Genomic DNA, 25,899 nt, shown 5'->3' with positions numbered 1-25,899 from the left:
ACGTCACCCCGCTTCTTCACTGAATAATTCTGCGCGCTTTTAGTGGACACACTAAAGCTGTAGCTTACAGAAAAAGGCTTTTTTGGTCTACCGCTAAAGAGCCGAAAAGGCTGAGGAATGCGACAGGACATCGCTTAGCGGTTAAAAAACGGGCTATTGATTGCGCAATAGCCCGATATTACAGAGGTATTTCAACGCAGCTCGAGCACATCCTGCATGTCATACAGGCCCGGCTCGCGGCCCTCCAACCATAGCGCAGCGCGAACCGCACCCTTGGCGAACGTCATGCGGCTGGACGCTTTGTGGGTAATCTCAAGGCGCTCACCTTCAGTGGCGAACAGCACCGTGTGATCTCCAACTACATCGCCACCGCGAACCGTCGCAAAACCGATAGTCTCGCGCTCACGTGCGCCGGTATGCCCTTCTCGACCGTAGACCGCAACCTTTTGCAGGTCACGCCCCAACGCATCGGCAATTACCTCACCCATGCGCAGGGCAGTACCGGAAGGCGCATCGATTTTATGACGGTGGTGCGCTTCGATGATTTCAATGTCCGCATCCTCCCCCATCACTCGAGCAGCCATATCCAGCAACTTAAGCGACAAATTTACGCCTACGCTGAAGTTCGCAGCAAAAACGATCGGAATGTCTTTGCCCGCCTCGGCGAGCAATTGCTTTTGCAACGGACTCAACCCTGTCGTACCAATCACCATGGCCTTGCCAGACTGACGGCAAATCTCAAGGTTTTTCAGCATAACGTCAGGAAGCGTGAAGTCGATCAATACATCGAAGTCATCCGCAACCGTCTGCAAATTAGCCGACAGCGCAACACCAAGACGACCCAGGGATACCAATTCACCGGCATCTGCACCGATCAACGAGCTGCCCGGACGAACAATCGCAGCGGTCAGGCCGCACAGCGGCGAACGCTGCTGCACCGCATCAATCAGGGTTTTACCCATGCGCCCGGCAGCACCCATAACAGCTATACGTCGCATGTCCCGCCCCTTATAAGTCGCCGAAGAAGCGCTTCACGCCTTCGAACCAGCCTGTTGCGTTAGGCGAGTGACTGCTGTCACCTTCCAGCGTGGAGCGAAACTCTTCCATCAGCTCACGCTGACGTCGGCTCAACTTCACCGGCGTTTCAACAACCACACGACACATCAGATCACCAGCACCACCACCCCGCACAGGGGCAACGCCCTTGCCGCGAATACGGAACTGTTTACCGCTCTGAGTGCCCTCAGGCACTTTCAACTTGACTCGACCGTCAAGCGTCGGGACTTCAAGCTCTGCACCCAGCGCCGCATCAGCAAAATTGATAGGCACTTCACAGAACAGATGCTTGCCGTCGCGCTGGAAAATCGCGTGCTCACGCACCTCGATAACCACGTACAGATCGCCCGCAGGACCACCCTGTACGCCAGCCTCGCCTTCACCCGACAGACGAATGCGATCGCCGGTATCAACACCCGCAGGCACTTTCACCGAAAGGGTTTTGTACTCTTCTACGCGACCTTCACCACGGCAGCTGTCGCACGGATCAGAAATGATCTTACCCTGACCATGGCAGCGCGGACACGTTTGCTGAACCGCAAAGAAACCCTGCTGCATACGCACCTGGCCAATACCGCCACAGGTCGTACAGGTAACAGGCGAAGAACCCTTCTTGGCGCCAGAACCGTCACACGGCTTGCAATTAACCAGCGTAGGAACACGAATATTGACCGTGGTACCGCGCACAGCCTCTTCCAGGTCCAGCTCAAGCGTATAGCGCAAATCGCTACCACGCTGAGCGCCGCCCCGGGAGCCGCCACGACCACCGCCAAAGAAATCACTGAAGACATCACCAAAGATGTCGGAGAAGTTTTGCCCACCAAACCCAGCACCGCCGCCACCCATTTGCGGGTCGACACCGGCATGCCCGTATTGATCATAGGCAGCACGTTTGCTGGAGTCCGACAGGACTTCGTAAGCTTCGTTCGCTTCTTTGAACAGCTCTTCTGAAGCCTTGTCATCCGGATTACGGTCCGGGTGATGCTTCATTGCCAGACGTCGGTATGCCTTCTTCAACTCCACCTCAGTGGAAGTACGCTCGACACCCAAAATTTCGTAATAATCGCGCTTTGCCATAATTCTTTGCACTCTCAAGGACGTTCGGCAAAACCCTCCCGAGCCTCACCAAACCCGCCAAATCCGATAGAGACCAGACTCGACTCACGTCTTTTTCAACGATATTGGTTTCTGATTAACAGCCAATGCATTGGCTGACAGGAGCGGTTTCGTGCGGGCGGAACATAAAAACCTCCAAGCCCAACCGCCAGCATCCGACCTTGTCGCATGCTGTAAAAATTCCTCTACTCCAGACACGCCAACGCGGGAGCAAGCTCCCGCGCGGCGACATCCTACCAGTCACCGCAAGCGCGCGGTCAACCGGGCGACAAACAAGCTAATTACTTGTTGTCTTTTACTTCTTCAAACTCAGCATCGACAACGTCGTCAGCTTTTTCAGCCGAATCAGCTGGCTTGGCCGCTGCGTCTGCAGGGTTTGCTTGCTCAGCGTACATCTTCTGAGCAACTGGAGCAGACACTTTGGACAGCTCTTCAACCTTGGCTTCGATAGCCGCTTTGTCGTCGCCTTTTACAGCAGCTTCAAGAGCAACCACTGCAGCTTCGATTGCAGCTTTCTCTTCCTCAGTCACCTTGTCACCAGCATCGGCGACCATTTTGCGAGTCGAGTGAACCAGTGCGTCACCCTGGTTACGGGCAGCTGCCAGTTCTTCGAACTTGCGGTCTTCCTCAGCGTTGATCTCGGCGTCGCGAACCATCTGAGCAATTTCTTCCTCGGACAGACCGGAGTTGGCCTTGATCACGATCGACTGAGATTTGCCGGTCGCCTTGTCTTTCGCGCTCACGTTCAAGATACCGTTGGCGTCGATGTCAAAGGTTACTTCGATCTGAGGCACGCCACGTGGAGCTGGTGGAATGTCAGCCAGGTCGAACTTGCCCAACGACTTGTTCTGAGCTGCTTGCTTACGCTCACCTTGCAGCACGTGAATGGTCACAGCGCCCTGGTTGTCGTCAGCGGTCGAGAACACTTGCGATTTCTTGGTAGGAATCGTGGTGTTTTTCTCGATCAGAGCAGTCATGACACCGCCCATGGTTTCGATACCCAGAGTCAGCGGGCTCACGTCCAGCAGCAGAACGTCTTTAACATCACCGGCCAATACCGCGCCCTGGATAGCAGCACCCATTGCAACAGCTTCGTCCGGGTTCACGTCTTTACGTGCTTCTTTACCGAAGAACTCAGTCACCAGTTTTTGAACCAGTGGCATACGAGTCTGACCACCGACCAGAATCACGTCGTTGATTTTCGACACATCGATACCGGCGTCTTTCAACGCGATACGGCAAGGTTCGATGGTGCGTTGAACCAGGTCTTCAACCAGCGATTCCAGCTTGGCGCGCGAAATTTTCACGTTCAAGTGCTTAGGACCAGTGGCATCTGCAGTGATGTAAGGCAGATTCACGTCAGTCGACTGGCTCGAAGACAGTTCGATTTTGGCTTTTTCAGCAGCTTCTTTCAGACGCTGCATGGCCAGCGGATCACCTTTAAGGTTCATGCCGCTTTCTTTCTTGAACTCGTCAACCAGGTAGTCGATCAGACGGATATCGAAGTCTTCACCACCCAGGAACGTGTCACCGTTGGTTGCCAGCACTTCAAACTGATGCTCGCCATCCACTTCGGCAATTTCAATGACCGACACGTCGAAAGTACCGCCACCCAAGTCATAAACGATGACAGTGTGGTCGCCTTTCGCCTTGTCCATACCGTAAGCCAGAGCAGCAGCGGTTGGTTCGTTGATGATGCGTTTTACGTCCAGACCCGCGATACGGCCGGCGTCTTTAGTCGCCTGACGCTGGCTGTCGTTGAAGTAGGCCGGAACGGTAATAACCGCTTCAGTCACTGCCTCGCCGAGGTAATCTTCGGCGGTTTTCTTCATTTTCTTCAGAATTTCAGCCGAGATTTGTGGCGGAGCCATTTTCTGGCCGTTCACTTCAACCCATGCGTCGCCATTGTCAGCCTTGACGATTTTGTAAGGCACCATCTGAATGTCTTTCTGTACAACTTCTTCGTCAAAACGACGACCGATCAAACGCTTCACCGCGTACAGGGTGTTATGCGGATTGGTCACTGCCTGACGCTTGGCCGATTGGCCAACCAGAATTTCGCCATCATTGGCATACGCAACGATCGACGGCGTAGTACGCGCGCCTTCTGCGTTTTCGATAACTTTTGCTTTACCGTTTTCCAGAACCGAAACACACGAGTTAGTGGTCCCGAGGTCAATACCGATAATTTTGCCCATGTTTACTCTCCCTAAATTTGAATTTTTTTGCCGCAGCAGTAATGACCAACTGCGGCACTGCTTAACGCTTGACTTCTAAATGGGGGCCTTGCGGCCGATTTCAAGCCTGCTCGTCAATCGATGGCGAAACCGGCGCTGGCGCCTTGCTGACTACGACCATAGCCGGGCGCAGCAAGCGACCATTGAGCTGATAGCCCTTTTGAAACACCTTGAGCACACTGTTTGGCTCCAGGTCAGCGCTTTCCTGCATGGCCATAGCTTGATGATGCTCGGCATTAAAGGGTTCGCCGTGCGGATCAATCGCTTCCAGCTGATAACGCTTCAGGGTGTCCTGGAACATTTTCAGTGTCAGCTCAATCCCTTCGCGCATTGGGCGAATGTTCTCGTCATCCGGGCTGGACAGCTCAAGACCACGCTCAAGACTGTCAATTACCGGCAAGAGATCGCCAGCAAACTTTTCCAATGCGAATTTGTGTGCTTTCTCGACGTCCTGTTCAGCGCGGCGGCGAACGTTCTGCAGATCAGCAGCAACACGCAAAGCCTGATCATGAGCTGCGGCCAGTTGCTCTTCAAGCGACTGCACGCGAGCGACCAGATCTTCGCCAGCGGCATCGGCGGCCTGATTTGCTTCTTGGTTTTGCGTATCCATAGTCTGTTCGTCTGCCATAGATTTCTCCTTTCAAACTTTGTCCGCGAGCTCGACTCGCGCTTCTGCCAAGGTATATGGGGTCGCAATTTTCAGGTTCAAGAGCCACAACGCACTAACAGTGCGTCTTTGTCCTGCCCCAAATCCCGCAAAAAAATCAAAACGCGCTAAAAATTCAGAAAAACAAAGCAAATCGTACTAACGACAGCCATTGTCAGCACGAAACAAAACACTGTATAAATAACCAGACATTACGTTTTGGAGCAGCTCCTATGCTGGTGCACCTGTCCGTTCATAACTACGCCATCGTTGAACATCTCGATCTTGAACTGGATCGCGGGATGAGTGTAATCACTGGCGAGACCGGTGCAGGAAAATCGATCATGCTTGATGCGCTGGGCCTCACCTTGGGAGACCGAGCCGATAGCGGTGTAGTTCGTCCAGGCGCCGATAAAGCCGACATTCTTGCCACCTTCGACCTCCAAGACATTCCCGAAGCACGTGCCTGGCTCGCTGAGCGCGACCTCGAAACGGATGGCCCGTGCATTTTGCGTCGTGTTATCACGACTGAAGGGCGCTCACGCAGCTACATCAATGGCACGCCCTGCCCACAAGGCGACCTCAAAGCCTTGGGCGAGTTGCTGATTGATATCCACAGCCAGCATGAGCACCAGTCGCTGCTAAAACCGGACACCCACCGTCGCCTGCTGGACGAATACGCGGGTGCCACCGACCTGTCCCGCCAGGTTCAACTGGCTGCACAAAGGTGGCGCCAGGCGCGGCAAGAACTCGAACACCTCTCCAACTCCGGCGATGAACAACGCGCACGTCATCAGTTACTGAGCTACCAGCTTGAAGAGCTCGAAACGCTGTCGCTGGGCGAAAACGAACTGGATGAACTGGAGCAGGAACACAAAAACCTGACCAATGCCGAAACCTTGCTCACGATCTGCCGCCAAGTGGTTGAACAGTGCAGCGAAAACGACTCCGGCAACGTCCTTAATGCATTGACGGTCAGCCTGAACCGACTTTCAAGCATCAACAACAGCTCCGGATCTCTGAGCGAAGCAACCGACCTGCTGGCCAGTGCACAAATACAGGTTGAAGAAGCCGTAGGCGAACTCAACCGATTTCTTGATCACTTTGATGCTGACCCGGGCCGCCTGCAGTACCTGGAAGAACGTCTGGACACCATCTATACACTCGCGCGCAAACATCGTGTACAGCCAAGTGACGTTCCTGCGCTGCAGCAAAGACTGCTGGATGAGCTCGAAAGCCTCAATGCCAACGACGAATCCATCGAACGCCTGACCCACGAGCTGGCAGCCTATACACGCCACTATCAGGAATGTGCACGCGAACTCAGCAGCCTGCGTGCTCAGGCAGCATCGCGCCTGAGCAGTGCCGTAGAAGAAGAAATACAGCGCTTGGGCATGCCCGGCGGGCGCTTTTTGATCGAGCTGCGCCCACAAGCCAGCATTGACCCGATGCCACACGGGCTGGAGCACGTAGAGCTACTGGTAAGCGCCAACCCAGGCCAACCCCTTAAAGCGTTGGCGAAAGTAGCGTCAGGTGGCGAGCTGTCACGCATCAGCCTGGCCATCCAGGTCATCACCGCGCAAACCTCACGGGTGCCTACCCTGGTATTTGACGAGGTCGACGTCGGCATTGGCGGTCCTACTGCTGAAATCGTCGGCCAACTGTTACGCCGTCTCGGCGAACGCGGCCAGGTACTGACAGTCACCCATTTGCCGCAAGTGGCTGCGCAATGCCATCAGCATCTATTTGTGCACAAGGTTCGCGAGAGCGACACCACTCGCACTGCCGTATCGAAACTGAGCAAGAAAGAGCGCATAGAAGAAGTTGCACGCATGCTTGGCGGCATCGATCTGACCAAAGAATCGTTGGCGCACGCAAAGAAAATGGTGGTTACTGCGAAAATTCTTGCAGCTTAGCGACGAACGGTAGAAAAAGCCGTCATTCAGACAGCACAAAGGCGACCCTTGGGTCGCCTTTGTTGGTTTCGCGAACCAGAAATTCGCGCTACAGACTTATTTTGTTTGCTTGCGCACGTACAAAACAAGATTGTGATCCACCAGCTCAACACCGTGTTTTGCAGCGATGGCGTGCTGCAGTTTTTCGATGTCTTCGTCGAAAAATTCGATCACTTCACCGCTGTCCACATTGACCATGTGATCATGGTGGCCACCGTCGGCATCGGCCAATTCGAAGACTGCATGACCACCATCAAAATTGTGGCGGATCACCAGCCCTGCGGACTCAAACTGAGTCAGTACACGGTAAACCGTGGCCAGCCCCACATCCTCACCCGCGGTCATAAGTGCCTTGTAAACATCCTCGGCGCTCATGTGACGCTGCTCGGCAGAGTCAAGCATTTGCAGGATTTTGACTCGTGGCAGAGTCACCTTCAGTCCGGCTTTACGGAGTTCGCTATTTTCAACCATGGTTAGCTTTCTCGCGGAAGCCGCTTCGCAGCTTCTATTAATACGGGTATGATCGGCGTTTACGTTGTCCCAGCCAAGATAGTGGAAGTCGCCCACCGATGCAAAACACCAAGCTCTTGCTAACCAGTTTCACCTTTGTGGGACTGCTCGCACTCGCCGGTTGTTCATTCCCCGGGGTTTACAAAATCGACATCCAACAGGGCAATGTCGTCACGCAGGACATGATAAACCAGTTACGCCCGGGAATGACCCGTCGGCAAGTGCGGTTTATTATGGGCAACGCCCTGCTGACCGATACATTCCACCCTGACCGCTGGGACTATTTGTATAGCCTGCAGCCCGGCGGCGGCCAGCGCCAACAAGAACGCATCAGTGTGTTCTTCAACGAAAATGACCAGCTCGTTAGCTTGTCTGGCGACTTCAAGCCAGGCGTAAGCCGCGATGAAGCCATTCTCGGCAAGGACGGCGCCACTAACGTGGTTGAGCCGGCAGCGCCTGACGCTCCAGCTGAAGAGAAGAGCGACGTACCCGCCAAGCCGGGTTCACTGCTCGATCAAATCCAGAAGGACGTCGACGGCGTCGAAACGGTCCCCGTTCCGACTCCAGAGCCTCTGGATACCGACGACCAATAATCGTCCGGTACAAAAAAGCCCGGCATGCCGGGCTTTTTGTTGTCTGCGATAACGCTGTTACACCTGACTCTGACGCTTGGCCTCGGCCGCTTTAGCAGCGCGCTGACGACGTATCTCTTTAGGGTCTGCCAACAGCGGCCGGTAAATCTCGATGCGCTCCCCCGCCTGCAACACTCGGTATTGCGGGTCTGCCACCTGCTTGCCAAAGATCCCCACAGGGCAGCTTGTCAGATCAAGCTCAGGGAACTCCTTTCCAATGCCAGAAGCCAGCAGCGCAGCGCGCACGCTTGTACCCTGCGCAACCGAAAATGCCAGCAAGCGCTGCCGATCAATCGCCGCATACACCACTTCGACGTCAATCAACGACTCAACCATAAAGCTGCTTGGCGCGCTGGCAAAAAGCATCCACTAACGTATTGGCTGCCTGATTGAACAAAGGCCCCAAGGTCGCCTTGACCAGCGGCCCGGCGTAATCGAAGGTCATGTCCAGGCTTATCTTGCAGGCCTTCTCACCCAAAGGTTTGAACACCCAAAGACCATGCAATTGTTTGAAAGGCCCCTCTTCCAGGTTCATTTCAATCGACTGCCCCGGCACCAGGGTGTTGCGCGTCACAAAGTGCTGGCTCAGCCCAGCCTTGGCCACGCCCAGACTGGCACGCATCAGCACATCGGACTTTTCGATCAGCTCGACGGAGGAACACCACGGCAGAAAGTCCGGGTAATGCTCAACATCGTTAACCAGGTCATAAAGCGCTTGCGCCGGATAAGGCAGCAAAGCAGAGCGTTGGATATGGGTAGTCATGTCAGCGTTATTTCCACAGCTGGGCGGCAAACACAATCAGAATGCCGAGTGGCGCCACATAGCGCATCAAAAAAAGTGTCAAGGCGAACAGCACCGGGCTACGCATCGACAATTCGTCGCGTACCGCACCACGCCCCATGATCCAGCCTGCAAAGACCACAAAGCACAGCCCGCCCAAAGGCAACATGATACGCGAGGTGAAGAAATCAACGACACCAAAGAAGTCGAGACCGCTCGCAGCGCCCCACTGATATAGGTGAAAACCTGAGTCTTCACTCACAAAGAACTTGGCTTGTTTCCAGATATTGAAGGAAAACACCGTGCCCAGCCCCACAAACCAGCAACTGAACGCCAACCAGAACGTCACCCACAGGCGTCGGACCTTGGTTCGCTCAACCAGATAAGCCACCATCGGCTCAAGCAATGAAATCGCCGAGCTCCAGGCCGCTACGGCCACCAACACAAAGAACACCACGCCCATCAGCTGCCCGAACGCCACATTGCCAAAGGCAAACGGCAAGGTCACAAACATCAGACCCGGCCCTTCGCTGGGGTTCAATCCCGAAGCAAATACAATTGGAAACAATGCCAACCCGGCGAGCAATGAGACAAACGTATCGATCAACGCCACACCGACCACAGTCCCGGAGATTGAGGCGTTCTTGGGCATATACGCACCATAGATCATGATCGATCCAACGCCCACGCTCAGAGAAAAGAACGCATGCCCCATCGCTGCCAGTAAGCCATCGAGCACCCGATCAGGGTTGAAGTCGAACATGAAATGCACGCCTTCCATAAAATGCCCCGTGGTCATGCTGTAACCCAGCAACACCAGCAGCAGCACAAACAGAATAGGCATCATGATCCGCAGACTGCGCTCAAGCCCCGCCACCACCCCTTTGGCAATCACATAGGCCGAGAGCAGCATAAAAGCCGTGTGCCAGAACGTCAGACGCCACGGGTCAGCGATCACACCCCCGAAGTAAGCACCGACCTGATCTGCCGTAGCGCCCTGAAAATCGCCCTTGCCCATATTGATGATGTAATCGAGCGACCAGCCGCCAACCACGCTATAGAAAGACAAAATCAGCAATGCCGTGATCATCCCGGCAAATGCGCCCCACGACCAACGCGCCGAGTGCCCGGCTTCGACCGCCAGCACTTTCAAGGCATTCGCTGGGCTTAGCCGCGCCCGCCGACCCATCAGGGTTTCGGCCAGCATGACCGGCACACCAATCAGCGCGATGCAGGCCAAAAACACCAACACGAAAGCGCCGCCACCATAGACGCCAACCATGTAAGGGAATTTCCAGATACTGCCCAAACCCACGGCGGAACCGGTCGCAGCGAGAATAAAGACCCAACGGCTTGCCCAACTGCCGTGGACAGAAACCTTGTCTGTCGACATCGTTACTACGCCCAACCACTAAAAAAAGAGGGCGCATTGTCCGGGAATCACCCTACCGGCTCAAGCGCGCTGTCCCGCACACGTAAACTCGTTGCATGACCGTAGCCGACACGCTCGCAACTGCCTATAATGCCGGCCCTATGGCTAAACAGAAGAAACACCCCACAGGGACCATCGCGCAGAATAAAAAAGCGCGACACGATTACTTCATCGAACATCGGTTCGAGGCTGGTCTGGTCCTGGCCGGCTGGGAAGTAAAAAGTCTGCGTGCAGGCAAGGCACAGCTGGTCGACAGCTACGTGCTACTCAAGGACGGCGAAGCATGGTTGCTCGGCAGCCATATTGCCCCCCTGACGACCGCCAGCACCCACGTTATCGCCGACCCTACGCGCAGTCGCAAACTGCTGCTTAACAAGCGCGAGCTTGAGAAGCTGTTTGCAGCGGTGCAACAAAAGGGTTACGCCTGCGTTTGCCTTTCTATTTACTGGAGCAAGCACTTGATCAAGTGCGAAATTGCCCTGGGTAAAGGCAAGAAGGAATACGACAAGCGCCATACCGAGCGCGAACGTGATTCCGATCGCGAGCTACAACGCGCGGTGCGCAACAAGGGCAAGGAAGACTAACCCAAGCCCTATGCTCTTGTAGCCGCTGCCGCAGGCTGCGATCGGCTGCGCAGCAGCTGCCGTCTGTGATACCAAAAACCCCTTCGGGGTTTATCGCAGCCTGCGGCAGCGGCTACAAAAGAATTCACAACCCATTACGCCGCTCTGCCCGCGCCATGCGTTGCACCTCCTGACGCACCTCTTCCAATACTTCCTGCACATACATTAAATGTCGACTCGCCACTTCGCGCGCGTCTTCTGCACGCCCTTCGATAATGGCCAGATACAACTCGCGATGCTGACTGATCAGCATGTCGCGCGTTTCGCTGCGTTGTTTGTACATGCCGCCGATATTGGTCACCACGTTGCGCTTGAGCAAATCAAATAGCCCGCGAATCGTGTGCAGCAATACGGCGTTATGACTGGCCTCGGCAATGGCCAAGTGAAAGCTGGCATCTGCCTCGCCCTCCTCGGCCCGGCTCACCTCATCCACCCGTGCATAACAATCCTGCAAGCGCTCGAACGCCAGGCGCAAACGCTCGCGATCCATCTCCGTGGCGCGCAACGCTGCGTAATACGCGCAGGACGCCTCCAGCGTATGACGGAATTCAAGCAGATCACGTTGCGCTTCAGGGTTGCTTTCGAGCAGTTGCAGCAACGGGTCACTGAACGTCGAACCCAGCGAAGTCGCTACATAATTGCCCCCGCCCTGGCGACTGACCAGCAGGCCTTTGGCCGCCAGCTTTTGAATGGCCTCACGCAATGACGGCCGTGACACACCGAATTGTTCCGCCAACGCACGCTCTGCTGGCAAACGCTCGCCAGACTTCAACGTGCCCTCAAGGATCATTCCCTCAAGCTGCTCGACAATATCGTCCGACAAGCGGCGCTGACGGACTTGATCAAACCCCATAACTGCTCTCCATCAACCCGACCATGCGCCGAGGGGGCGCTATTCTCGCCTATTGCCGCGTCGTATACACGCATCAGAAACACCGCCCAACACCGCATCAGATGCTCCAACAACGAACAACCAGACGAAAGATTTAGCAGCGGCAAATTGACACACACCACACGAGGCTTCTAACCTAGCGAACAGTGATTGTAAATTGGTATTACCAATTATCCAATAGCACTGATGGCATCGACCAATAACAATTAGGGGCCACCCCATATGCAAACCTGGCAACAGCTCTATAGTCCGCTCGGCAGTCTTGGCTGGTCCGCACTCGCGGCCGTCATTCCGATTGTGTTCTTCTTCCTGGCTCTGGCCGTGTTCCGTCTCAAAGGACATGTGGCCGGCAGCATTACCCTTGCCCTGTCGATTTTGGTGGCCATCTTTGCCTTCCAGATGCCTGTCGACATGGCCATCGCAGCAGCGGGCTATGGATTTGCCTACGGCCTCTGGCCCATTGCATGGATCATTGTGGCCGCGGTGTTCCTCTACAAATTGACCGTGAAAAGTGGCCAGTTTGAAATTATTCGCAGCTCGGTACTGTCGATCACTGACGACCAACGCCTGCAAGTGCTGCTGATTGGCTTCTGCTTCGGTGCATTCCTTGAAGGTGCAGCCGGTTTCGGCGCGCCTGTGGCCATCACTGCCGCACTGCTCGTGGGTCTGGGTTTCAACCCGTTGTACGCCGCGGGCCTTTGTTTGATCGCCAACACCGCCCCGGTTGCCTTTGGTGCCCTGGGCATCCCGATCATCGTGGCAGGCCAAGTGACCGGCATCGACGCATTCAAAATCGGTGCAATGGCCGGGCGCCAACTGCCGCTGTTGTCATTGTTCGTGCCGTTCTGGCTGGTCTTCATGATGGACGGCCTGCGCGGCGTGCGTGAAACCTGGCCCGCAGCGCTGGTGGCGGGCTTGAGCTTTGCCGTCACTCAATACTTCACCTCGAACTACATTGGGCCTGAACTGCCAGACATCACCTCGGCCCTCGCCAGCCTGATCTGCCTGACCCTGTTCCTGAAAGTCTGGCAGCCAAAACGCACCGCAGGCGCCCAGATTGCTGGCGTCAGCTCTGACGTTATCGTGACCGCCAGCGCAGGAGGCTTCGGCAAACCGAGCAACCTGATGGCATCGCCTTACAGCCTGATGCAGATCCTCAAAGCCTGGTCACCGTTCCTGATCTTGACCGTACTGGTCACCATCTGGACCCTAAAACCGTTCAAGGCTCTGTTCTCACCCGGTGGCTCGATGTACGGCTGGGTATTCAACTTTGCCATCCCGCACCTGGACCAACTGGTGATCAAGACTGCGCCGATCGTCAACGCACCCACCGCCATTGCGGCCGTGTTCAAGCTTGATCCCATTTCGGCCACCGGCACCGCGATTTTCTTCTCGGCGCTGATCTCGATGATGATCCTGAAAATCGACTTCAAAACCGGTCTGACCACTTTGAAAGAGACTTTCTACGAACTGCGCTGGCCGATCCTGTCCATCGGCATGGTGCTGGCCTTTGCTTTCGTCACCAACTACTCCGGCATGTCCTCGACCATGGCACTGGTGTTGGCGGGTACTGGCGCGGCGTTCCCGTTCTTCTCGCCGTTCCTCGGCTGGCTGGGCGTATTCCTGACCGGCTCGGACACTTCATCCAACGCCCTGTTCAGTTCGTTGCAAGCCACCACCGCGCACCAGATCGGCGTTAGCGACACCCTGATGGTGGCCGCCAACACCAGCGGCGGCGTGACCGGCAAGATGATTTCTCCGCAATCCATCGCCGTGGCCTGTGCGGCCACAGGCCTGGTGGGCAAAGAATCCGACCTGTTCCGCTTCACCCTCAAACACAGCCTGTTCTTCGCCACCATCGTCGGCCTGATCACCTTGGCCCAAGCCTATTGGTTTACCGGCATGCTGGTGCACTGATAAGGACTATGGTTACTGCACGTTAAGGGTGCCGGGGCTCTCCCCGGCACCTGTAATTCACGACCCGGTCCACTTAAGTGGACATATAACCGGGACCACCCGGAGACGCCTGATGAGCGAGCTTTTTTACAACGCCGTGCCGAATGCGACCCGTGTCGCCCCGCCCTTGCCTGTGCCACGCCAATACCCCGCGCATAAACCGCGCAAGGTTTACCTGTTCGGCACCTGTGTCGTAGACCTGTTCTTTCCCGAGGCCGGGATGGACGCGATTCACCTGATTGAACGTGAAGGCATTGAAGTCGATTACCCCCAAGGCCAAAGCTGCTGCGGCCAACCGGCCTACACCTCGGGTTACACCGAGCAGGCTCGGGAAGTCGCCCGCTCGCAACTGGCCCTGTTTGCCGAAGACTACCCGGTAGTTGTACCGTCCGGTTCTTGCGCCGGTATGTTGCGTGAGCACTACGAAGACCTGTTCAAGGACGAGCCCGAGACCTTGAAAAAGGTCCACGCACTGGCCGAACGCACCTTTGAACTCACCGAATTCCTGCTATTTGTGTGCAAAGTGCAATTTAAAGACCACGGTGCTCCGGTCAAGGTCGCCCTGCACACCTCCTGCTCGGCACGTCGCGAAATGAACACCCACCTGCACGGCCGCGAAATGCTCGCGCAACTGAGCAATGTCGAGCGTATCGACCACAGCCACGAGAGTGAATGCTGCGGTTTTGGTGGCACATTCAGCGTGCGCATGCCGGACATTTCCGGCGCGATGGTCGCTGACAAGACCCGCTCCCTGATTGAAACCGGCGCGCATCAAGTGCTGACCGCTGACTGCGGTTGCCTGATGAACATCAACGGCTCGCTGGAAAAACAGAAACAAGCCCTGCGCGGCCAGCATCTGGCCAGTTTCCTGTGGCAGCGCACCGGAGGTGAACAATGAGCACCAGCACACTGATTCCTACCGTTGCAGTGGAAGAAGACTTCCGCGAGCGCGCCCATGAAGCGCTAGCCGACACGCAACTGCGAAACAACTTTCGCAGTGCTATGGATTCTCTGATGACCAAGCGCGCAGTGGCCTTCAGCGACGCCCATGAGCGCGAACATTTACGCGCACTGGGCAACGCGATCCGCGCCCGTGCCCTGTCCAAACTGCCTGACCTGCTGGAGCGACTGGAAGCCAACCTGACCCGCAATGGTGTGCAGGTGCACTGGGCAGAAACCGTTGAACAAGCCAATGAAATAGTCATGTCCATCGCTCGCCGCCGCGCCGCCAAACAGGTGATCAAAGGCAAGTCGATGGTCAGCGAAGAGATGGAGATGAACCACGTGCTCGGCGCCCAAGGCATTGAATGCCTGGAATCCGACATGGGCGAGTACATCGTTCAACTCGACAACGAGAAACCGTCACACATCATCATGCCCGCCATTCACAAGAATGCCGGGCAAGTGGCCAACCTGTTTCACGAAAAACTCGGCGTGGAATACACCAAAGACGTCGACCAACTGATCCAGATTGGCCGTCGCGTACTGCGTCAAAAATTCTTCGAAGCAGACATCGGCGTGTCCGGAGTCAACTTCGCCGTCGCTGAAACCGGCACGCTGCTACTGGTCGAAAACGAAGGCAATGGCCGCATGTCGACCACCGTGCCGCCTGTGCATATCGCCGTGACCGGGATCGAAAAAGTCGTCGAAAATCTGCGTGACGTCGTACCGCTGGTTTCGCTGCTGACCCGCTCGGCCCTCGGCCAGCCGATCACCACCTACGTCAACATGATCTCCGGCCCGCGTAAGCCCGGCGAGCTGGACGGCCCTGAAGAAGTGCATTTGGTGTTGCTCGACAACGGCCGCAGCCAGGCATTTGCCGACAGCGAATTGCGCCAGACCCTCAACTGCATTCGTTGCGGCGCCTGCATGAACCACTGCCCGGTTTACACCCGCATCGGCGGCCATGCCTACGGTGAGGTCTACCCCGGCCCGATTGGCGCCATCATCACGCCGCATATGGTGGGCCTGAACAAAGTGCCGGATCACCCAAGCGCTTCCTCATTGTGCGGCGCATGCGGCGAAGTGTGCCCGGTAAAAATCCCGATCCCGGCACTGCTGCGCCGTCTGCGCGAAGAAAACGTCAAAGCGCCCGACACCGTACCTCGCATCATGCGCGGCCAAGGCAGCAAGTACTCACGCAAAGAGCGCCTGATCTGGAACATGTGGGCCAAGCTCAACAGCTCACCCGCGCTTTATCGCACATTCCTCAAAGCCGCCACTCGCCTGCGCGCACTCACGCCGAGCAAGGTGGGCCCGTGGACACAAAACCACAGCGCACCCAAGCCCGCTGCCCGTTCGCTGCACGACATGGCCCGTGAACATTTGGCGAAAAAATCGGGAGACTCGCGATGAGCGCTAAACAAAACATCCTCAACAAACTGCGCAAAAGCCTGACAGGCACCACGCCCGTGCCTGACAACTTTGATGAAGTGCTGGTGACCGAGCCGTGGACTTACACCGCCGAGCAGCGCATCCCGCAACTGCGCAAGCTGATGGAAGCGGTGCACACCGAAATTCACCTCAGCACCGAACAGGACTGGCCCGCGCTGCTGGCGCAATTGGTCACTGACCGCCAACTGCCCAGCCTGCTGATTGCGCCAACGACACCGCATGGGCAAAAAGTCACGGCACATTGGGCGCAAAACCCTGCGTTACCCTTACTCAAAGCCTACGACCGGCCGGTTGAGGAGTGGAAAACCGAACTGTTCAACGACACCCCTGCCAGCCTGACCACCACCCTGGGCGCCATTGCCGCCACGGGCAGCCTGATCATGTGGCCGACGCCTGAAGAGCCGCGATTGATGAGCCTGGTTCCCCCGGTGCATTTCGCTTTGCTCAAGGCCAGTGAAATCCGTGACAACTTCTATCAAGTGCAACGAGAAATGAATTGGACTGCAGGCATGCCGACCAATGCGCTGCTGGTGTCCGGCCCGTCGAAAACCGCTGACATCGAGCAAGTATTGGCCTACGGCGCTCACGGCCCGAAAGACTTGGTGGTCCTGATTCTGGAGGATGCATGAGCCTGCCCAGCGCCTTTGTGCGTGACGCCGAACGGCTGATCCCGCAAGACCGTCGCTTCACCGATGCACTTTCTACGCTGGCCTTCGGCACCGACGCCAGTTTTTACCGGCTGATTCCCAAGCTGGTGATCCGCGTTGAGTCAGAAGACGAAGTGGTCGAGTTGCTGCGTCTGGCCCGTCGCGATCAAGTGGCTGTCACTTTTCGCGCCGCCGGCACCAGCCTGTCTGGCCAGGCCATCAGTGATTCCGTACTGATCGTGCTGGGCGACAACTGGAACGGCAAAGAAATACGTGGCCAAGGCACGCAAATCCGCCTGCAACCGGGCGTTATTGGCGCTCAGGCCAATGCATGGCTGGCGCCCTTCGGCCGCAAGATCGGCCCTGACCCGGCCTCGATCAACGCCTGTAAAATCGGTGGCATCGTCGCCAACAACGCCAGCGGCATGTGCTGCGGTACGGCACAAAACACCTACCACACCCTGGCCGGCATGCGCGTGGTATTGGCCGACGGCACCCGTGTCGACACAGAAGACGCTGCCAACGTCGCGGCCTTTCGCCAAAGCCACGCGGCTTTGCTCGATCAGTTGGCGACGCTGGGCCGCGAGACCCGCGCCAATCCTGAGTTGGCTGCAAAAATTCGCCACAAATACCGTCTGAAAAACACCACCGGCCTGTCGCTCAACGCCCTTGTGGACTTTGACGAGCCGCTGGATATTCTCAGCCATTTGCTGGTGGGCTCTGAAGGTACGTTAGGCTTTATCAGCTCGGTGACTTACGACACCGTGATCGATCACCCGAACAAAGCCTCGGCGCTGATTGTCTTTCCCGACGTCGAAACCTGCTGCAACGCCGTCACCGTGCTCAAAAGCCAACCCGTTTCTGCCGTCGAGCTGCTGGACCGCCGCAGCCTGCGATCGGTGCAAGACAAACCCGGCATGCCGGCTTTCGTACAGCAATTGTCGGCGAATGCCTGCGCTTTGCTAATCGAATCCCGCGCTGCCACGCAGACCTTATTGCACGAACAACTGGCACACATCATGGCCTCACTGGCCAGCTTCCCGGTTGAGAAGCAAGTCGACTTCACCGAAGACCCGAAAGAAAACGCCAAACTGTGGGCCATCCGCAAAGACACCTTTCCGGCCGTCGGCGCGGTGCGCAAGACCGGTACGACCGTCATCATCGAAGACGTCACCTTCCCGGTGGAACAACTGGCCATCGGCGTCAATCGCCTGATCGAGCTGTTCGAAAAGCACCACTACGACGAAGCGATCCTGTTCGGCCATGCCCTGGAAGGCAACTTGCACTTTGTCTTCACCCAAGGCTTTAACAACCCCGAAGAAGTGGCCCGTTACCAGGCGTTCATGGACGATGTGGCGCAACTGGTGGCTGTCGAATTTGGCGGTTCCCTCAAGGCCGAACACGGCACTGGTCGCAACATGGCCCCCTTTGTCGAGCTGGAATGGGGCAGCGACGCCTACCAATTAATGTGGGCACTCAAACGCCTGCTCGACCCGCAAGGCATTCTCAACCCCGACGTGGTGCTCAGCGAAGACCCGCACATCCACCTCAAACACCTCAAACCGATGCCTGCCGCGGACGAGATTGTGGATAAGTGCATTGAATGCGGTTTTTGCGAGCCGGTGTGCCCGTCCAAAGGGCTGACCCTCAGCCCACGCCAACGCATTGTCATCTGGCGCGATATTCAGGCCAAACAGCGCGCCGGGGTTGATACCCGCGAGCTTGAAGAAGCCTACGCCTACCAAGGCATTGATACCTGTGCTGCCACCGGGCTTTGCGCCCAACGCTGCCCCGTGGGCATCAATACCGGCGAGCTGGTGAAAAAGCTGCGGGCCCGCACCGCCACCCACCTCAAAACGGCCGACTGGCTGGGTAATCACTTTGCCACAACGCTGCAAGGCGCCCGCTTCACGCTTCATGTGGCCAACGGTGCCCGCATGCTGCTGGGCGCACCGCGTCTGGCAAAAATTTCGTCAGCATTGACCAAGGCCAGTAAAGGCCGGGTGCCACTGTGGACCAACGCCATGCCTCAGCCTGAGCGGGCGGTTCGCTTAACCCCACCCATTGAAGATGCGCGCCCACGGGTGGTTTATCTGGCGGCCTGCGTATCACGGGTGATGGGCCCGGCGGCTGGCGACAAAGAACAAATGTCGCTGCTGGACAAAACCCGTGGTTTGCTTGAAAAAGCCGGCTACCAAGTGATCTTCCCCGACAACATGGACAGCTTGTGCTGTGGCCAGCCGTTCGCCTCCAAAGGGTATAACGAACAGGCCGAACACAAACGCCAGGAACTGATCGGCGCACTGCTGCACGCCAGCCGTGGCGGGCTTGATCCTATCTATTGCGACACCAGCCCCTGCACCTTGCGTTTAGTGCAAGACCTGGGCGAATCGCGCCTCGATCTGTACGACCCGGTTCGCTTCATCCGCACCCACCTTGTGGATAAGTTGAGGTTCACCCCTCAAACCGCGCCCATTGCCGTGCACGTCACGTGCAGTACGCAGCATCTGGGCGAAAGTCAGGCGTTGATCGACATTGCACGGCTGTGCAGCACACAAGTGGTCATACCCGAAGGGATTCATTGCTGCGGCTTTGCCGGGGACAAAGGGTTCACCACACCGGAGCTGAATGCACACTCACTGCGCACCTTGAAAGACGCGGTGCAGCAGTGCAGCGAAGGCATCTCCACCAGCCGTACCTGCGAGATCGGCCTGACCCAACACGGTGGCATTGATTACCACGGGCTGGTCTATCTGGTGGATCGGGTGACGAGCTAAGGGGCTACTCCAACAAGCAATTTAACGCGCCTGTCGCCAAGCAGGCGCGTGCTGCTTAGTGCGTCGCCAAACCGTCCAGCGATTTATCGACATACGCCTTGGCCAGCTCCACCAAATGCGTCACCGACAACACCAAATCGCGCTGCAACCCGCTCAAACCCTTCCCCGCCTCACTGGCCGAAGCACCCGCGCAGCGCAACAAGTCTGACGCTTGGGCCAAAGCCGCTTCTAAATTGACACTGTCGGGGATGGTGTACGTGACCATGACCTCCTGCCGTGGAGGCTTAAAGTCGAGCAAGTAGTAATCAAGGGCGCGATCAGCAGCGGCACGGTCCAACGACTGTGCTTCACACTGAGCAGCAGCGAGTGGGGTAAAGACGGGTGGATCGGGGGTGATTTTTTTCATGATGTAACTCCAGATGCCTCAAAGGAGCTATCACACATCGCTACTAAACGATTGGGTGGCAGCCGTGCGCAGGTTAGTAGACCGGTGCATCTGGAAACCGGCGCGCCCGAAGGCGCCCTGCGCACGGCCACCATAACGCGGGGCCGAAAAAAAGCGCCTCACGGAAGGTGGCGCTGATGCGCCAGATGACTATCCGGGCTACTAAACCCGACCGCTGATGAGCAGCGATGGGCCGAGACTATGCCCCGAAATGAACTGGCACAAGCGAGCGGGAGTTTCTCGGAAGTTTCACCAGATGGAAAGGGACTTTTCGTACGAAACGGCTGATTTTGAGGTGCACCCACCCACGTGTCACTGCCGAAGGTTGCTTTCTATACGGCCTCAGTACTCGCCCTGTTTTAGGGCGCAAAAAATAATCCTCAATGATGGCCCTCTGAGAGCAGAACTCCTGATCCCAGCTATAGTCAATTGGCTTAAGGCCCCGTATTTGGGGCATATAACCGAGCCTGGAGAAACCGGGCCTATCATGAGCACAAGGAGTTTTCCCCTATGAAACGTTCCGCATTGGCTGGTCTTTTCGTTTGCGCTGCGATGTTGGCTTCTCCGGTGTTTGCGGCCGAAACAACCAGTAACACTGGCAAGTTATGTTCTGACAACCTGCAAAGAATTAAAGATTATTTGTCGAGCATCCCGACAACCAGTGAAAACACCACCGACAACCTCAAAAAGGCCTACGAAACGGCGCAGGATGCACAGGCGAAGGGAGACAACCAGGCCTGTGTTGACGTGACCACCGCAGAGATCGCGAAAATTCAAAAACTCACCACAGGCGGAAACCAGTAAGTCGTTGTTGAGGTTGCCCTTGTGTGCGGGATTGGCGTAGACTCCGCAGCTTGCTGGTTGCATACAGCAAGCACTGGGGCCGTTTAGGATTCGACGCCGGTTGCGAAACTCTAGGTGCATGCCGAGTTGGTAACAGAACTCGTAAATCCACTGTTGCAACTTTCTATAGTTGCCAATGACGAAACCTACGAGGGTCAAGCTCTCGCAGCGTAAGCTGCCTTAGCCATCCTCCTGGTACCTTCGGGTCCAGCAATCACTAGGGGATGCCTGTAAACCTGAAGTGATTGTCATATAGAACAGGATCGCCGTGCAGTACGTTGTGGACGAAGCGGCTAAAACTTACACAACTCGCCCAAAGCACCCTGCCCTTCGGGTCGCTGAGGGTTAACTTAATAGAAACGGCTAAGCATGTAGTACCGACAGCGGAGTACTGGCGGACGGGGGTTCAAATCCCCCCGGCTCCACCACTTTTACATCTAAAGACGTCCACGGACGTCTTTTTTTGTGCCTAAAATCCAGTGAATACAGGGGTTTAGAGTCCACGAGCGTCCACCAGCATCCGTGACCATCTAAGATTTCGTGTATTCCAAGTGGTATTCCAAGCCCTCACCTGCTATTTTTTGGAATACATAAACAGCACTGGAATACACCATGGGGGCCCAAGCCACGCGCCTTTCAGACGTAAAAGTCAAAGCCGCGAAGCCAAAGGAAAAGGACTACATACTCACCGATGGCAACGGCCTTCAGATGCGAGTGAGAATCAATGGCTCAAAGCTATGGAATTTCAACTACATCCAACCCGTGACGAAAAAGCGGATAAACATGGGATTGGGCACCTTTCCTGAGGTAAGCCTGGCTCAAGCACGCAAGAGAACCGTGGAAGCGAGAGAGCTCGTCGCCCAGGGGCTGGACCCTAAAGAGAAACGCGACGCCGAGCGGCACGCGAAAAAAGCAGCCACGGAACACACTTTCGAAAATATCTCGACAGCGTGGTTCGAGCTAAAAAAGGATTCAGTCACCCCAGCGTACGCCGAGGATATTTGGCGCTCTCTCACGCTGCATGTTTTCCCTGATCTGGCCACCACCCCAATATCTGCTATCACTGCCCCTAAAGTCATAAATTTGCTTCGACCCCTCGAGTCGAAGGGCAGCCTCGAAACCGTTAAACGTCTAACCCAACGCCTCAATGAAATCATGACCTATGGCGTCAACTCGGGATTGATTCACGCAAATCCGCTCAGCGGAATCCGCGCTGTCTTCAAAAAGCCCAAAAAGAAAAACATGGCGGCTCTTGCCCCCGATGAGCTGAAAGAGCTCATGGTAGCAATTGCCAATGCCAGCATAAAAAGAACTACGCGCTGCCTTATTGAGTGGCAACTTCACACCATGACTCGGCCAGCCGAGGCTGCCACTTCCCGCTGGGCTGATATCGACTTCGAAAAGAAGGTCTGGACGATACCGGCTGAGCGCATGAAGAAGCGTCGGATACACATCATTCCGCTGACTGATCAAGCTTTGGCACTTTTGGAGGCGATCAAGCCCTACAGTGGGCATCGGGAATATGTCTTCCCTGCAGACCGTAACCCTCGTACCCATTGCAATAGCCAGACCGCCAACATGGCACTGAAGCGAATGGGCTTCGCAGGACGCTTGGTTAGCCATGGCATGCGATCAATGGCGAGCACCATCCTCAATGAACACGGCTGGGAGCCTGAACTGATTGAGGTTGCGCTAGCCCACGTTGATAAGGATGAGGTACGTAGCGCCTATAACCGAGCCGACTATATTGATCGCAGACGCCCGATGATGGCTTGGTGGAGCGAGCACATCCACAGTGCGGCAACCGGCAGCCTTTCAGTGTCAGCAACCAATGAAAATAGGGACCGTAAAGTCGTTTCGATCCGTTGAGACTAAAACCGGTGGCGAGCAGGAGTCTGGGGGTTGGGACGCGTGCAGCGCTATCGGTTCGTTCATCACTTGCTGACCTCCTCAACATTTGATGTCATTTTTGCATACATCTTCTCGAGCAATGGCTCGACGATGAGCACTGCCTCGGCCCAGTGGTCTTCCCGGAGCATTGAGTACGGCGCATCCAGATGGATCTCTTTGTCAAACGGAAAGTCCGTTTCTGTTTCTAATCCAACGATTAGCTGCATGTCATCTGGTAGCTCTTTTGCAATGAACTGAAGCACCGCCGGCAGGTTGACGTCGTCTTGAGCCTGCTGGTTCGGCGAGTCAATCACCACGGGTACGTCGAAAGTCCCGGTTACACCCTGGCACGTTTGCCAGAGTGCGGCGTAGTAAGCCAGAATTGAGCGAGGACCTCCGCTTCCTGATAGATCTGGACGTCCAGCAAGCTTCATCTTCGATGCGTCTACTGCGGGAAGTTGCAAGGCAACACGCCCAGACACGTAGTAGGATCTGAACTTCTCCAATATCGCCCGAGTCCTTTTCGGGGCACGGAGCAACTTCATTTTTTCATCTAGAGCATCCACGGCACCCAGAGCCTTATCGATCGCGCCCTGCAGAAGTTTACGCTCGGCTTCGAACGCCGCGGCTGCGCTTTCCGCCCCAATGCTTTCAACGACATCCTGAAACTTTAGGTCTCCTCTGCGGGTATCCAGAAGCTTAGAGATTCGCTGGTAGCTCTCGTCTAGGGTATGGAGCCTGGCTAACGTGGCGTCATATCGATTCCGAACCTCGTTCGCGTCATCCCTGAGACACCCTGCGAGCTCTCGTAGCACTCGTGCATCCTCAGCGAATTGGAGCAAGTCATAAAACGACTTCGTGTGCTCTGCATTACAGGTTGGGCAAATCAGAGGTTCCGCCCCTTCAGCCCGTAGATACTTTGCGTCATGACCATATGCCGCGAGAGCGTCATCGGCTAATCGGATCTGCTGCTCAAGACTGGAAAGCAAATCTTGCTCACGAACGGCAGCACTACGGAGCATCTCCTGCCTCTGATTAAGCTCAGTAACCTCCCGGGTCAACAGTGCAATCTCGTAGGCAAAGTTCTCAGGGTTGAGTTTAGGACCAGATAAGGGCAGCGTTCGGCTGAACCGCTCCATAGTTCGCTCTAGAAGTTTGTATTCTCGCCGATGCTCATCAAGCGCTTTGGATTCTTGAACTCTCTCGGCTCTGGCCCGGTAGTACTCGGGCGGACATACGCCAGTGAAGTACTCCAAGATAGCGCTCCAGGGAGAGCTGAACCTTTGGAGGCCGATAAAAGTGTTCCAGCCGGACTGCCAACTGCCATCCTGATTTACGTAAAACGGCAAAAAAAAACATGCAGGGTCTGCCGGTTTAATAGCTGACTCTCTTTTATCGGTAAACACCAGATTAAAATCAGTAATGTTGCAGAACGCCTCGGACCACTCTCCGAACTTAGAGGTGGCGACGATCATCTCCTGATTTGCGTTGAAAAGCGCGCGTCGCCCATTCTGGTGCAGTGCGAAGAAATGACATCCTCCAATTGAGAACTCTAGGAGAGAGACGGTATTTTCATCCCACGATTCGAGCTTTCCCTGGGGCTTGGCACCAAGGGTCTCAAAAAGGCTTCGAATCAGACTCGTCTTGCCAGTGTGGTTCCTTCCCCTCAACAGGTTTTTCTTCGGGTGGAAGCCCACGTGTCTCGCCTTCTTGTCGCGGTGCGAGAGCAGCCAGATGTTTTCGAATCGAAAGCTTTTCATAGTTCTTAGTTCTCAAGCTACGAACGAGGAATCTCAGTTCGGGTCCACGCATTTTTTAATAGCCCTCATTGCAAAGCGCGCGAGTAGTTCGGCATCGCGAAAGCTAGTGAAATTCTTTTTCAGTTCGGCTAAACAAGCCTCAAAGTACGGCCGCAACTGTGGTCCGGCCACGTTGAGTTCGATCCAGCTGTCACAGAAATCGTGAACAGATCGGGCATCGGGCAGTGTTGTGCCTGCTAGTTGCTCCCGAACCACACGCGCAGTTTCAGCTCGCACCGCGGTAACCAACATGAAGTCCATTCCTTCGGTTTGTAGCTGCGTGAGCCAGACACCCAAATAGGCCGAATAATCTGGAGTTGCTTCAAGTGCCCCCATTGCAGCTACAAACTCATGCCTCGCGAACCCACGCTGCTTAATGAGCTCTCCGAAAGACGAACAAGTATCAGTGTGGCGACCTAGAGGCGAAATCTTCGTGACGAGGGATTCTACGAACGAAGCAGCCTGGCCCGCATGAGCAGGACTGCGATGCATCAACAATTCCAGCGCAACTTTGATGACGTAGCTACTGGGCTCATCGGGGTGGATAGCAACTCTCTTCAGCGTAAGCTTCGTCAAATCCGGAGCAAGCGAGCCGCTCGCACCAAGCGAACTTAAAGCTTGAGACAACAAATCTGCATGATCAGGAGAAAAATCCGCGAGCGAGCAAGGCATCGACGTCGCTGCATTTCCCCCCGCAGCAAGAGGAATGTCACATCCAGCGTTCGAGATAAAGAAGGCCTGAACAGGTAACTTATCGAATGCTGCGAGGCTGAGTTGAAGCTTGCCAAGGGCACTGTCGCCGACTTTTTCAAACTTAGGTATTACCGCCTTCGCTGAAGCTGCTGGGTTCTTCTTTTTCGGAGGCACCGCTGTGCCAGTGAGTACGGACCAGCTCCACTCGCCTCGATCTTTCTTTTTTACCTGGTAAACGCGCGCACGCGACGGAGTGTGTGACGAGTCCAGCTCGGTGACATCCTGCACCGTTTCGAAAAGCAGCAAGAAATCAATCTCGCCCGCCTGCTCCAGCTCTACCATTCGGAGCACGGCCCACCACCGCTGAAAATCCACACCTTTAGCGCCGTGGCCACCGCCTGTCTCTGTGAGGCCCGGTTTGTTCGCGACGAGGAGTAACTCTGCGGCGCCAGCTGAAATGGTCAAGGCATGCTCCCTATGCACTTTCGCCACCTAGGATGGCACCTTGTCATCATCATTCACATTGCGTTCGCTGTAAAGGTGACCGTCTTCTACATCCCGAATGCGCAGCCTGA

The 25,899-nt window shown here is 55.9% G+C and carries 22 protein-coding genes and 1 other RNA gene; 11 read left to right on the top strand and 12 right to left on the bottom strand.

Annotation, left to right across the window (positions count from 1 at the left end; translation table 11 throughout):
- Positions 1-191: 191 nt before the first annotated feature.
- From dapB to grpE, 4 genes are all read right to left on the bottom strand, one after another.
- Positions 192-998, bottom strand: a complete 807-nt coding sequence (dapB, locus tag EQV93_RS17260) for a 4-hydroxy-tetrahydrodipicolinate reductase (RefSeq protein ID WP_240892038.1) — start codon at positions 996-998, stop codon at positions 192-194.
- A 10-nt stretch (positions 999-1,008) separates the two neighbouring features.
- Positions 1,009-2,133 carry a molecular chaperone DnaJ gene (gene dnaJ, locus EQV93_RS17255; RefSeq protein WP_122783716.1) on the bottom strand — a complete coding sequence of 375 codons (1,125 nt, stop codon included), beginning with the start codon at positions 2,131-2,133 and terminating at the stop codon, positions 1,009-1,011.
- Between the two features lie 320 nt (positions 2,134-2,453).
- Positions 2,454-4,370, bottom strand: coding sequence for a molecular chaperone DnaK (gene dnaK / locus EQV93_RS17250; RefSeq protein ID WP_122783717.1), 1,917 nt, complete (start codon positions 4,368-4,370; stop codon positions 2,454-2,456).
- Positions 4,371-4,470: 100 nt separating this feature from the next.
- Entirely contained in the window at positions 4,471-5,037 is a 567-nt protein-coding gene (gene grpE, locus EQV93_RS17245) for a nucleotide exchange factor GrpE (protein WP_122783718.1), read from the bottom strand.
- Between the two features lie 251 nt (positions 5,038-5,288).
- Between grpE and recN the strand changes: the two genes are divergently transcribed.
- Positions 5,289-6,971 (top strand): DNA repair protein RecN, encoded by a 1,683-nt coding sequence (gene recN / locus EQV93_RS17240; protein WP_240892037.1) that lies wholly within the window; start codon positions 5,289-5,291, stop codon positions 6,969-6,971.
- Positions 6,972-7,067: 96 nt separating this feature from the next.
- Here the strand turns inward: recN and fur are convergent, their stop codons facing one another.
- Positions 7,068-7,481, bottom strand: coding sequence for a ferric iron uptake transcriptional regulator (gene fur, locus EQV93_RS17235; RefSeq protein ID WP_122783720.1), 414 nt, complete (start codon positions 7,479-7,481; stop codon positions 7,068-7,070).
- A 98-nt stretch (positions 7,482-7,579) separates the two neighbouring features.
- Here fur and EQV93_RS17230 point away from each other — a divergent pair, with 98 nt between their 5' ends.
- A complete protein-coding gene (locus EQV93_RS17230) occupies positions 7,580-8,113 on the top strand; it encodes an outer membrane protein assembly factor BamE (protein WP_146387002.1) in 534 nt (177 codons plus the stop codon).
- A 57-nt stretch (positions 8,114-8,170) separates the two neighbouring features.
- Here EQV93_RS17230 and EQV93_RS17225 read toward each other — a convergent pair whose 3' ends face one another.
- The 3 genes from EQV93_RS17225 to EQV93_RS17215 are packed head-to-tail and all read right to left on the bottom strand — an operon-like array spanning position 8,171 to position 10,326.
- Positions 8,171-8,488, bottom strand: a complete 318-nt coding sequence (locus EQV93_RS17225; RefSeq protein WP_146387000.1) for an RnfH family protein — start codon at positions 8,486-8,488, stop codon at positions 8,171-8,173.
- Complete coding sequence (locus EQV93_RS17220; RefSeq protein ID WP_122783722.1) at positions 8,481-8,915, bottom strand: type II toxin-antitoxin system RatA family toxin; 435 nt, start codon at positions 8,913-8,915, stop codon at positions 8,481-8,483. Before EQV93_RS17220 ends, EQV93_RS17225 begins: the two co-directional genes overlap by 8 nt.
- A 7-nt stretch (positions 8,916-8,922) precedes the next feature.
- Positions 8,923-10,326: a sodium-dependent transporter gene (locus tag EQV93_RS17215; protein ID WP_122783723.1), complete on the bottom strand. Its 1,404-nt coding sequence runs from the start codon at positions 10,324-10,326 to the stop codon at positions 8,923-8,925.
- Positions 10,327-10,466: 140 nt separating this feature from the next.
- Here EQV93_RS17215 and smpB point away from each other — a divergent pair, with 140 nt between their 5' ends.
- Positions 10,467-10,949, top strand: coding sequence for an SsrA-binding protein SmpB (smpB, locus tag EQV93_RS17210; protein ID WP_048365986.1), 483 nt, complete (start codon positions 10,467-10,469; stop codon positions 10,947-10,949).
- Positions 10,950-11,073: 124 nt separating this feature from the next.
- Here smpB and EQV93_RS17205 read toward each other — a convergent pair whose 3' ends face one another.
- Positions 11,074-11,841 carry a GntR family transcriptional regulator gene (locus EQV93_RS17205; protein WP_122783724.1) on the bottom strand — a complete coding sequence of 256 codons (768 nt, stop codon included), beginning with the start codon at positions 11,839-11,841 and terminating at the stop codon, positions 11,074-11,076.
- A 261-nt stretch (positions 11,842-12,102) separates the two neighbouring features.
- On the opposite strand from EQV93_RS17205, the gene EQV93_RS17200 reads away from it, so the two are divergent.
- The 5 genes from EQV93_RS17200 (at position 12,103) to EQV93_RS17180 (ending at position 19,654) form a co-directional block, all read left to right on the top strand.
- Positions 12,103-13,797: a lactate permease LctP family transporter gene (locus tag EQV93_RS17200; protein ID WP_146386995.1), complete on the top strand. Its 1,695-nt coding sequence runs from the start codon at positions 12,103-12,105 to the stop codon at positions 13,795-13,797.
- Between the two features lie 112 nt (positions 13,798-13,909).
- Positions 13,910-14,734 (top strand): (Fe-S)-binding protein, encoded by an 825-nt coding sequence (locus EQV93_RS17195; protein ID WP_122783726.1) that lies wholly within the window; start codon positions 13,910-13,912, stop codon positions 14,732-14,734.
- Entirely contained in the window at positions 14,731-16,191 is a 1,461-nt protein-coding gene (locus tag EQV93_RS17190) for a LutB/LldF family L-lactate oxidation iron-sulfur protein (protein WP_122783727.1), read from the top strand. The genes EQV93_RS17195 and EQV93_RS17190 overlap by 4 nt, the downstream gene beginning before the upstream one ends.
- Positions 16,188-16,859 (top strand): LutC/YkgG family protein, encoded by a 672-nt coding sequence (locus tag EQV93_RS17185; RefSeq protein WP_122783728.1) that lies wholly within the window; start codon positions 16,188-16,190, stop codon positions 16,857-16,859. Before EQV93_RS17190 ends, EQV93_RS17185 begins: the two co-directional genes overlap by 4 nt.
- Positions 16,856-19,654: an FAD-binding and (Fe-S)-binding domain-containing protein gene (locus EQV93_RS17180; RefSeq protein ID WP_240892036.1), complete on the top strand. Its 2,799-nt coding sequence runs from the start codon at positions 16,856-16,858 to the stop codon at positions 19,652-19,654. Before EQV93_RS17185 ends, EQV93_RS17180 begins: the two co-directional genes overlap by 4 nt.
- A 55-nt stretch (positions 19,655-19,709) precedes the next feature.
- Here the strand turns inward: EQV93_RS17180 and EQV93_RS17175 are convergent, their stop codons facing one another.
- Positions 19,710-20,060: a DUF6124 family protein gene (locus EQV93_RS17175; protein ID WP_122783730.1), complete on the bottom strand. Its 351-nt coding sequence runs from the start codon at positions 20,058-20,060 to the stop codon at positions 19,710-19,712.
- Between the two features lie 549 nt (positions 20,061-20,609).
- On the opposite strand from EQV93_RS17175, the gene EQV93_RS17170 reads away from it, so the two are divergent.
- From EQV93_RS17170 to EQV93_RS17160, 3 genes are all read left to right on the top strand, one after another.
- Positions 20,610-20,903, top strand: a complete 294-nt coding sequence (locus EQV93_RS17170) for a hypothetical protein (RefSeq protein ID WP_122783731.1) — start codon at positions 20,610-20,612, stop codon at positions 20,901-20,903.
- 75 nt (positions 20,904-20,978) lie between these two features.
- Positions 20,979-21,370, top strand: a transfer-messenger RNA (tmRNA) gene (gene ssrA / locus EQV93_RS17165).
- 184 nt (positions 21,371-21,554) lie between these two features.
- Positions 21,555-22,811, top strand: coding sequence for an integrase domain-containing protein (locus EQV93_RS17160; protein WP_240892035.1), 1,257 nt, complete (start codon positions 21,555-21,557; stop codon positions 22,809-22,811).
- Positions 22,812-22,876: 65 nt separating this feature from the next.
- Here EQV93_RS17160 and EQV93_RS17155 read toward each other — a convergent pair whose 3' ends face one another.
- Positions 22,877-24,592 (bottom strand): hypothetical protein, encoded by a 1,716-nt coding sequence (locus EQV93_RS17155; RefSeq protein WP_240892034.1) that lies wholly within the window; start codon positions 24,590-24,592, stop codon positions 22,877-22,879.
- A 33-nt stretch (positions 24,593-24,625) separates the two neighbouring features.
- Positions 24,626-25,789 carry a dsDNA nuclease domain-containing protein gene (locus EQV93_RS17150; RefSeq protein ID WP_240892033.1) on the bottom strand — a complete coding sequence of 388 codons (1,164 nt, stop codon included), beginning with the start codon at positions 25,787-25,789 and terminating at the stop codon, positions 24,626-24,628.
- Positions 25,790-25,899: the final 110 nt, after the last annotated feature.

This window comes from Pseudomonas sp. TMW22091, from assembly GCF_022496705.1.
GTDB classification, from domain to species: Bacteria; Pseudomonadota; Gammaproteobacteria; order Pseudomonadales; family Pseudomonadaceae; genus Aquipseudomonas; species Aquipseudomonas saxonica.
The sequence above is the reverse complement of the archived record's forward strand: the minus strand, read 5'-3'. Positions and strand labels throughout refer to the sequence as shown.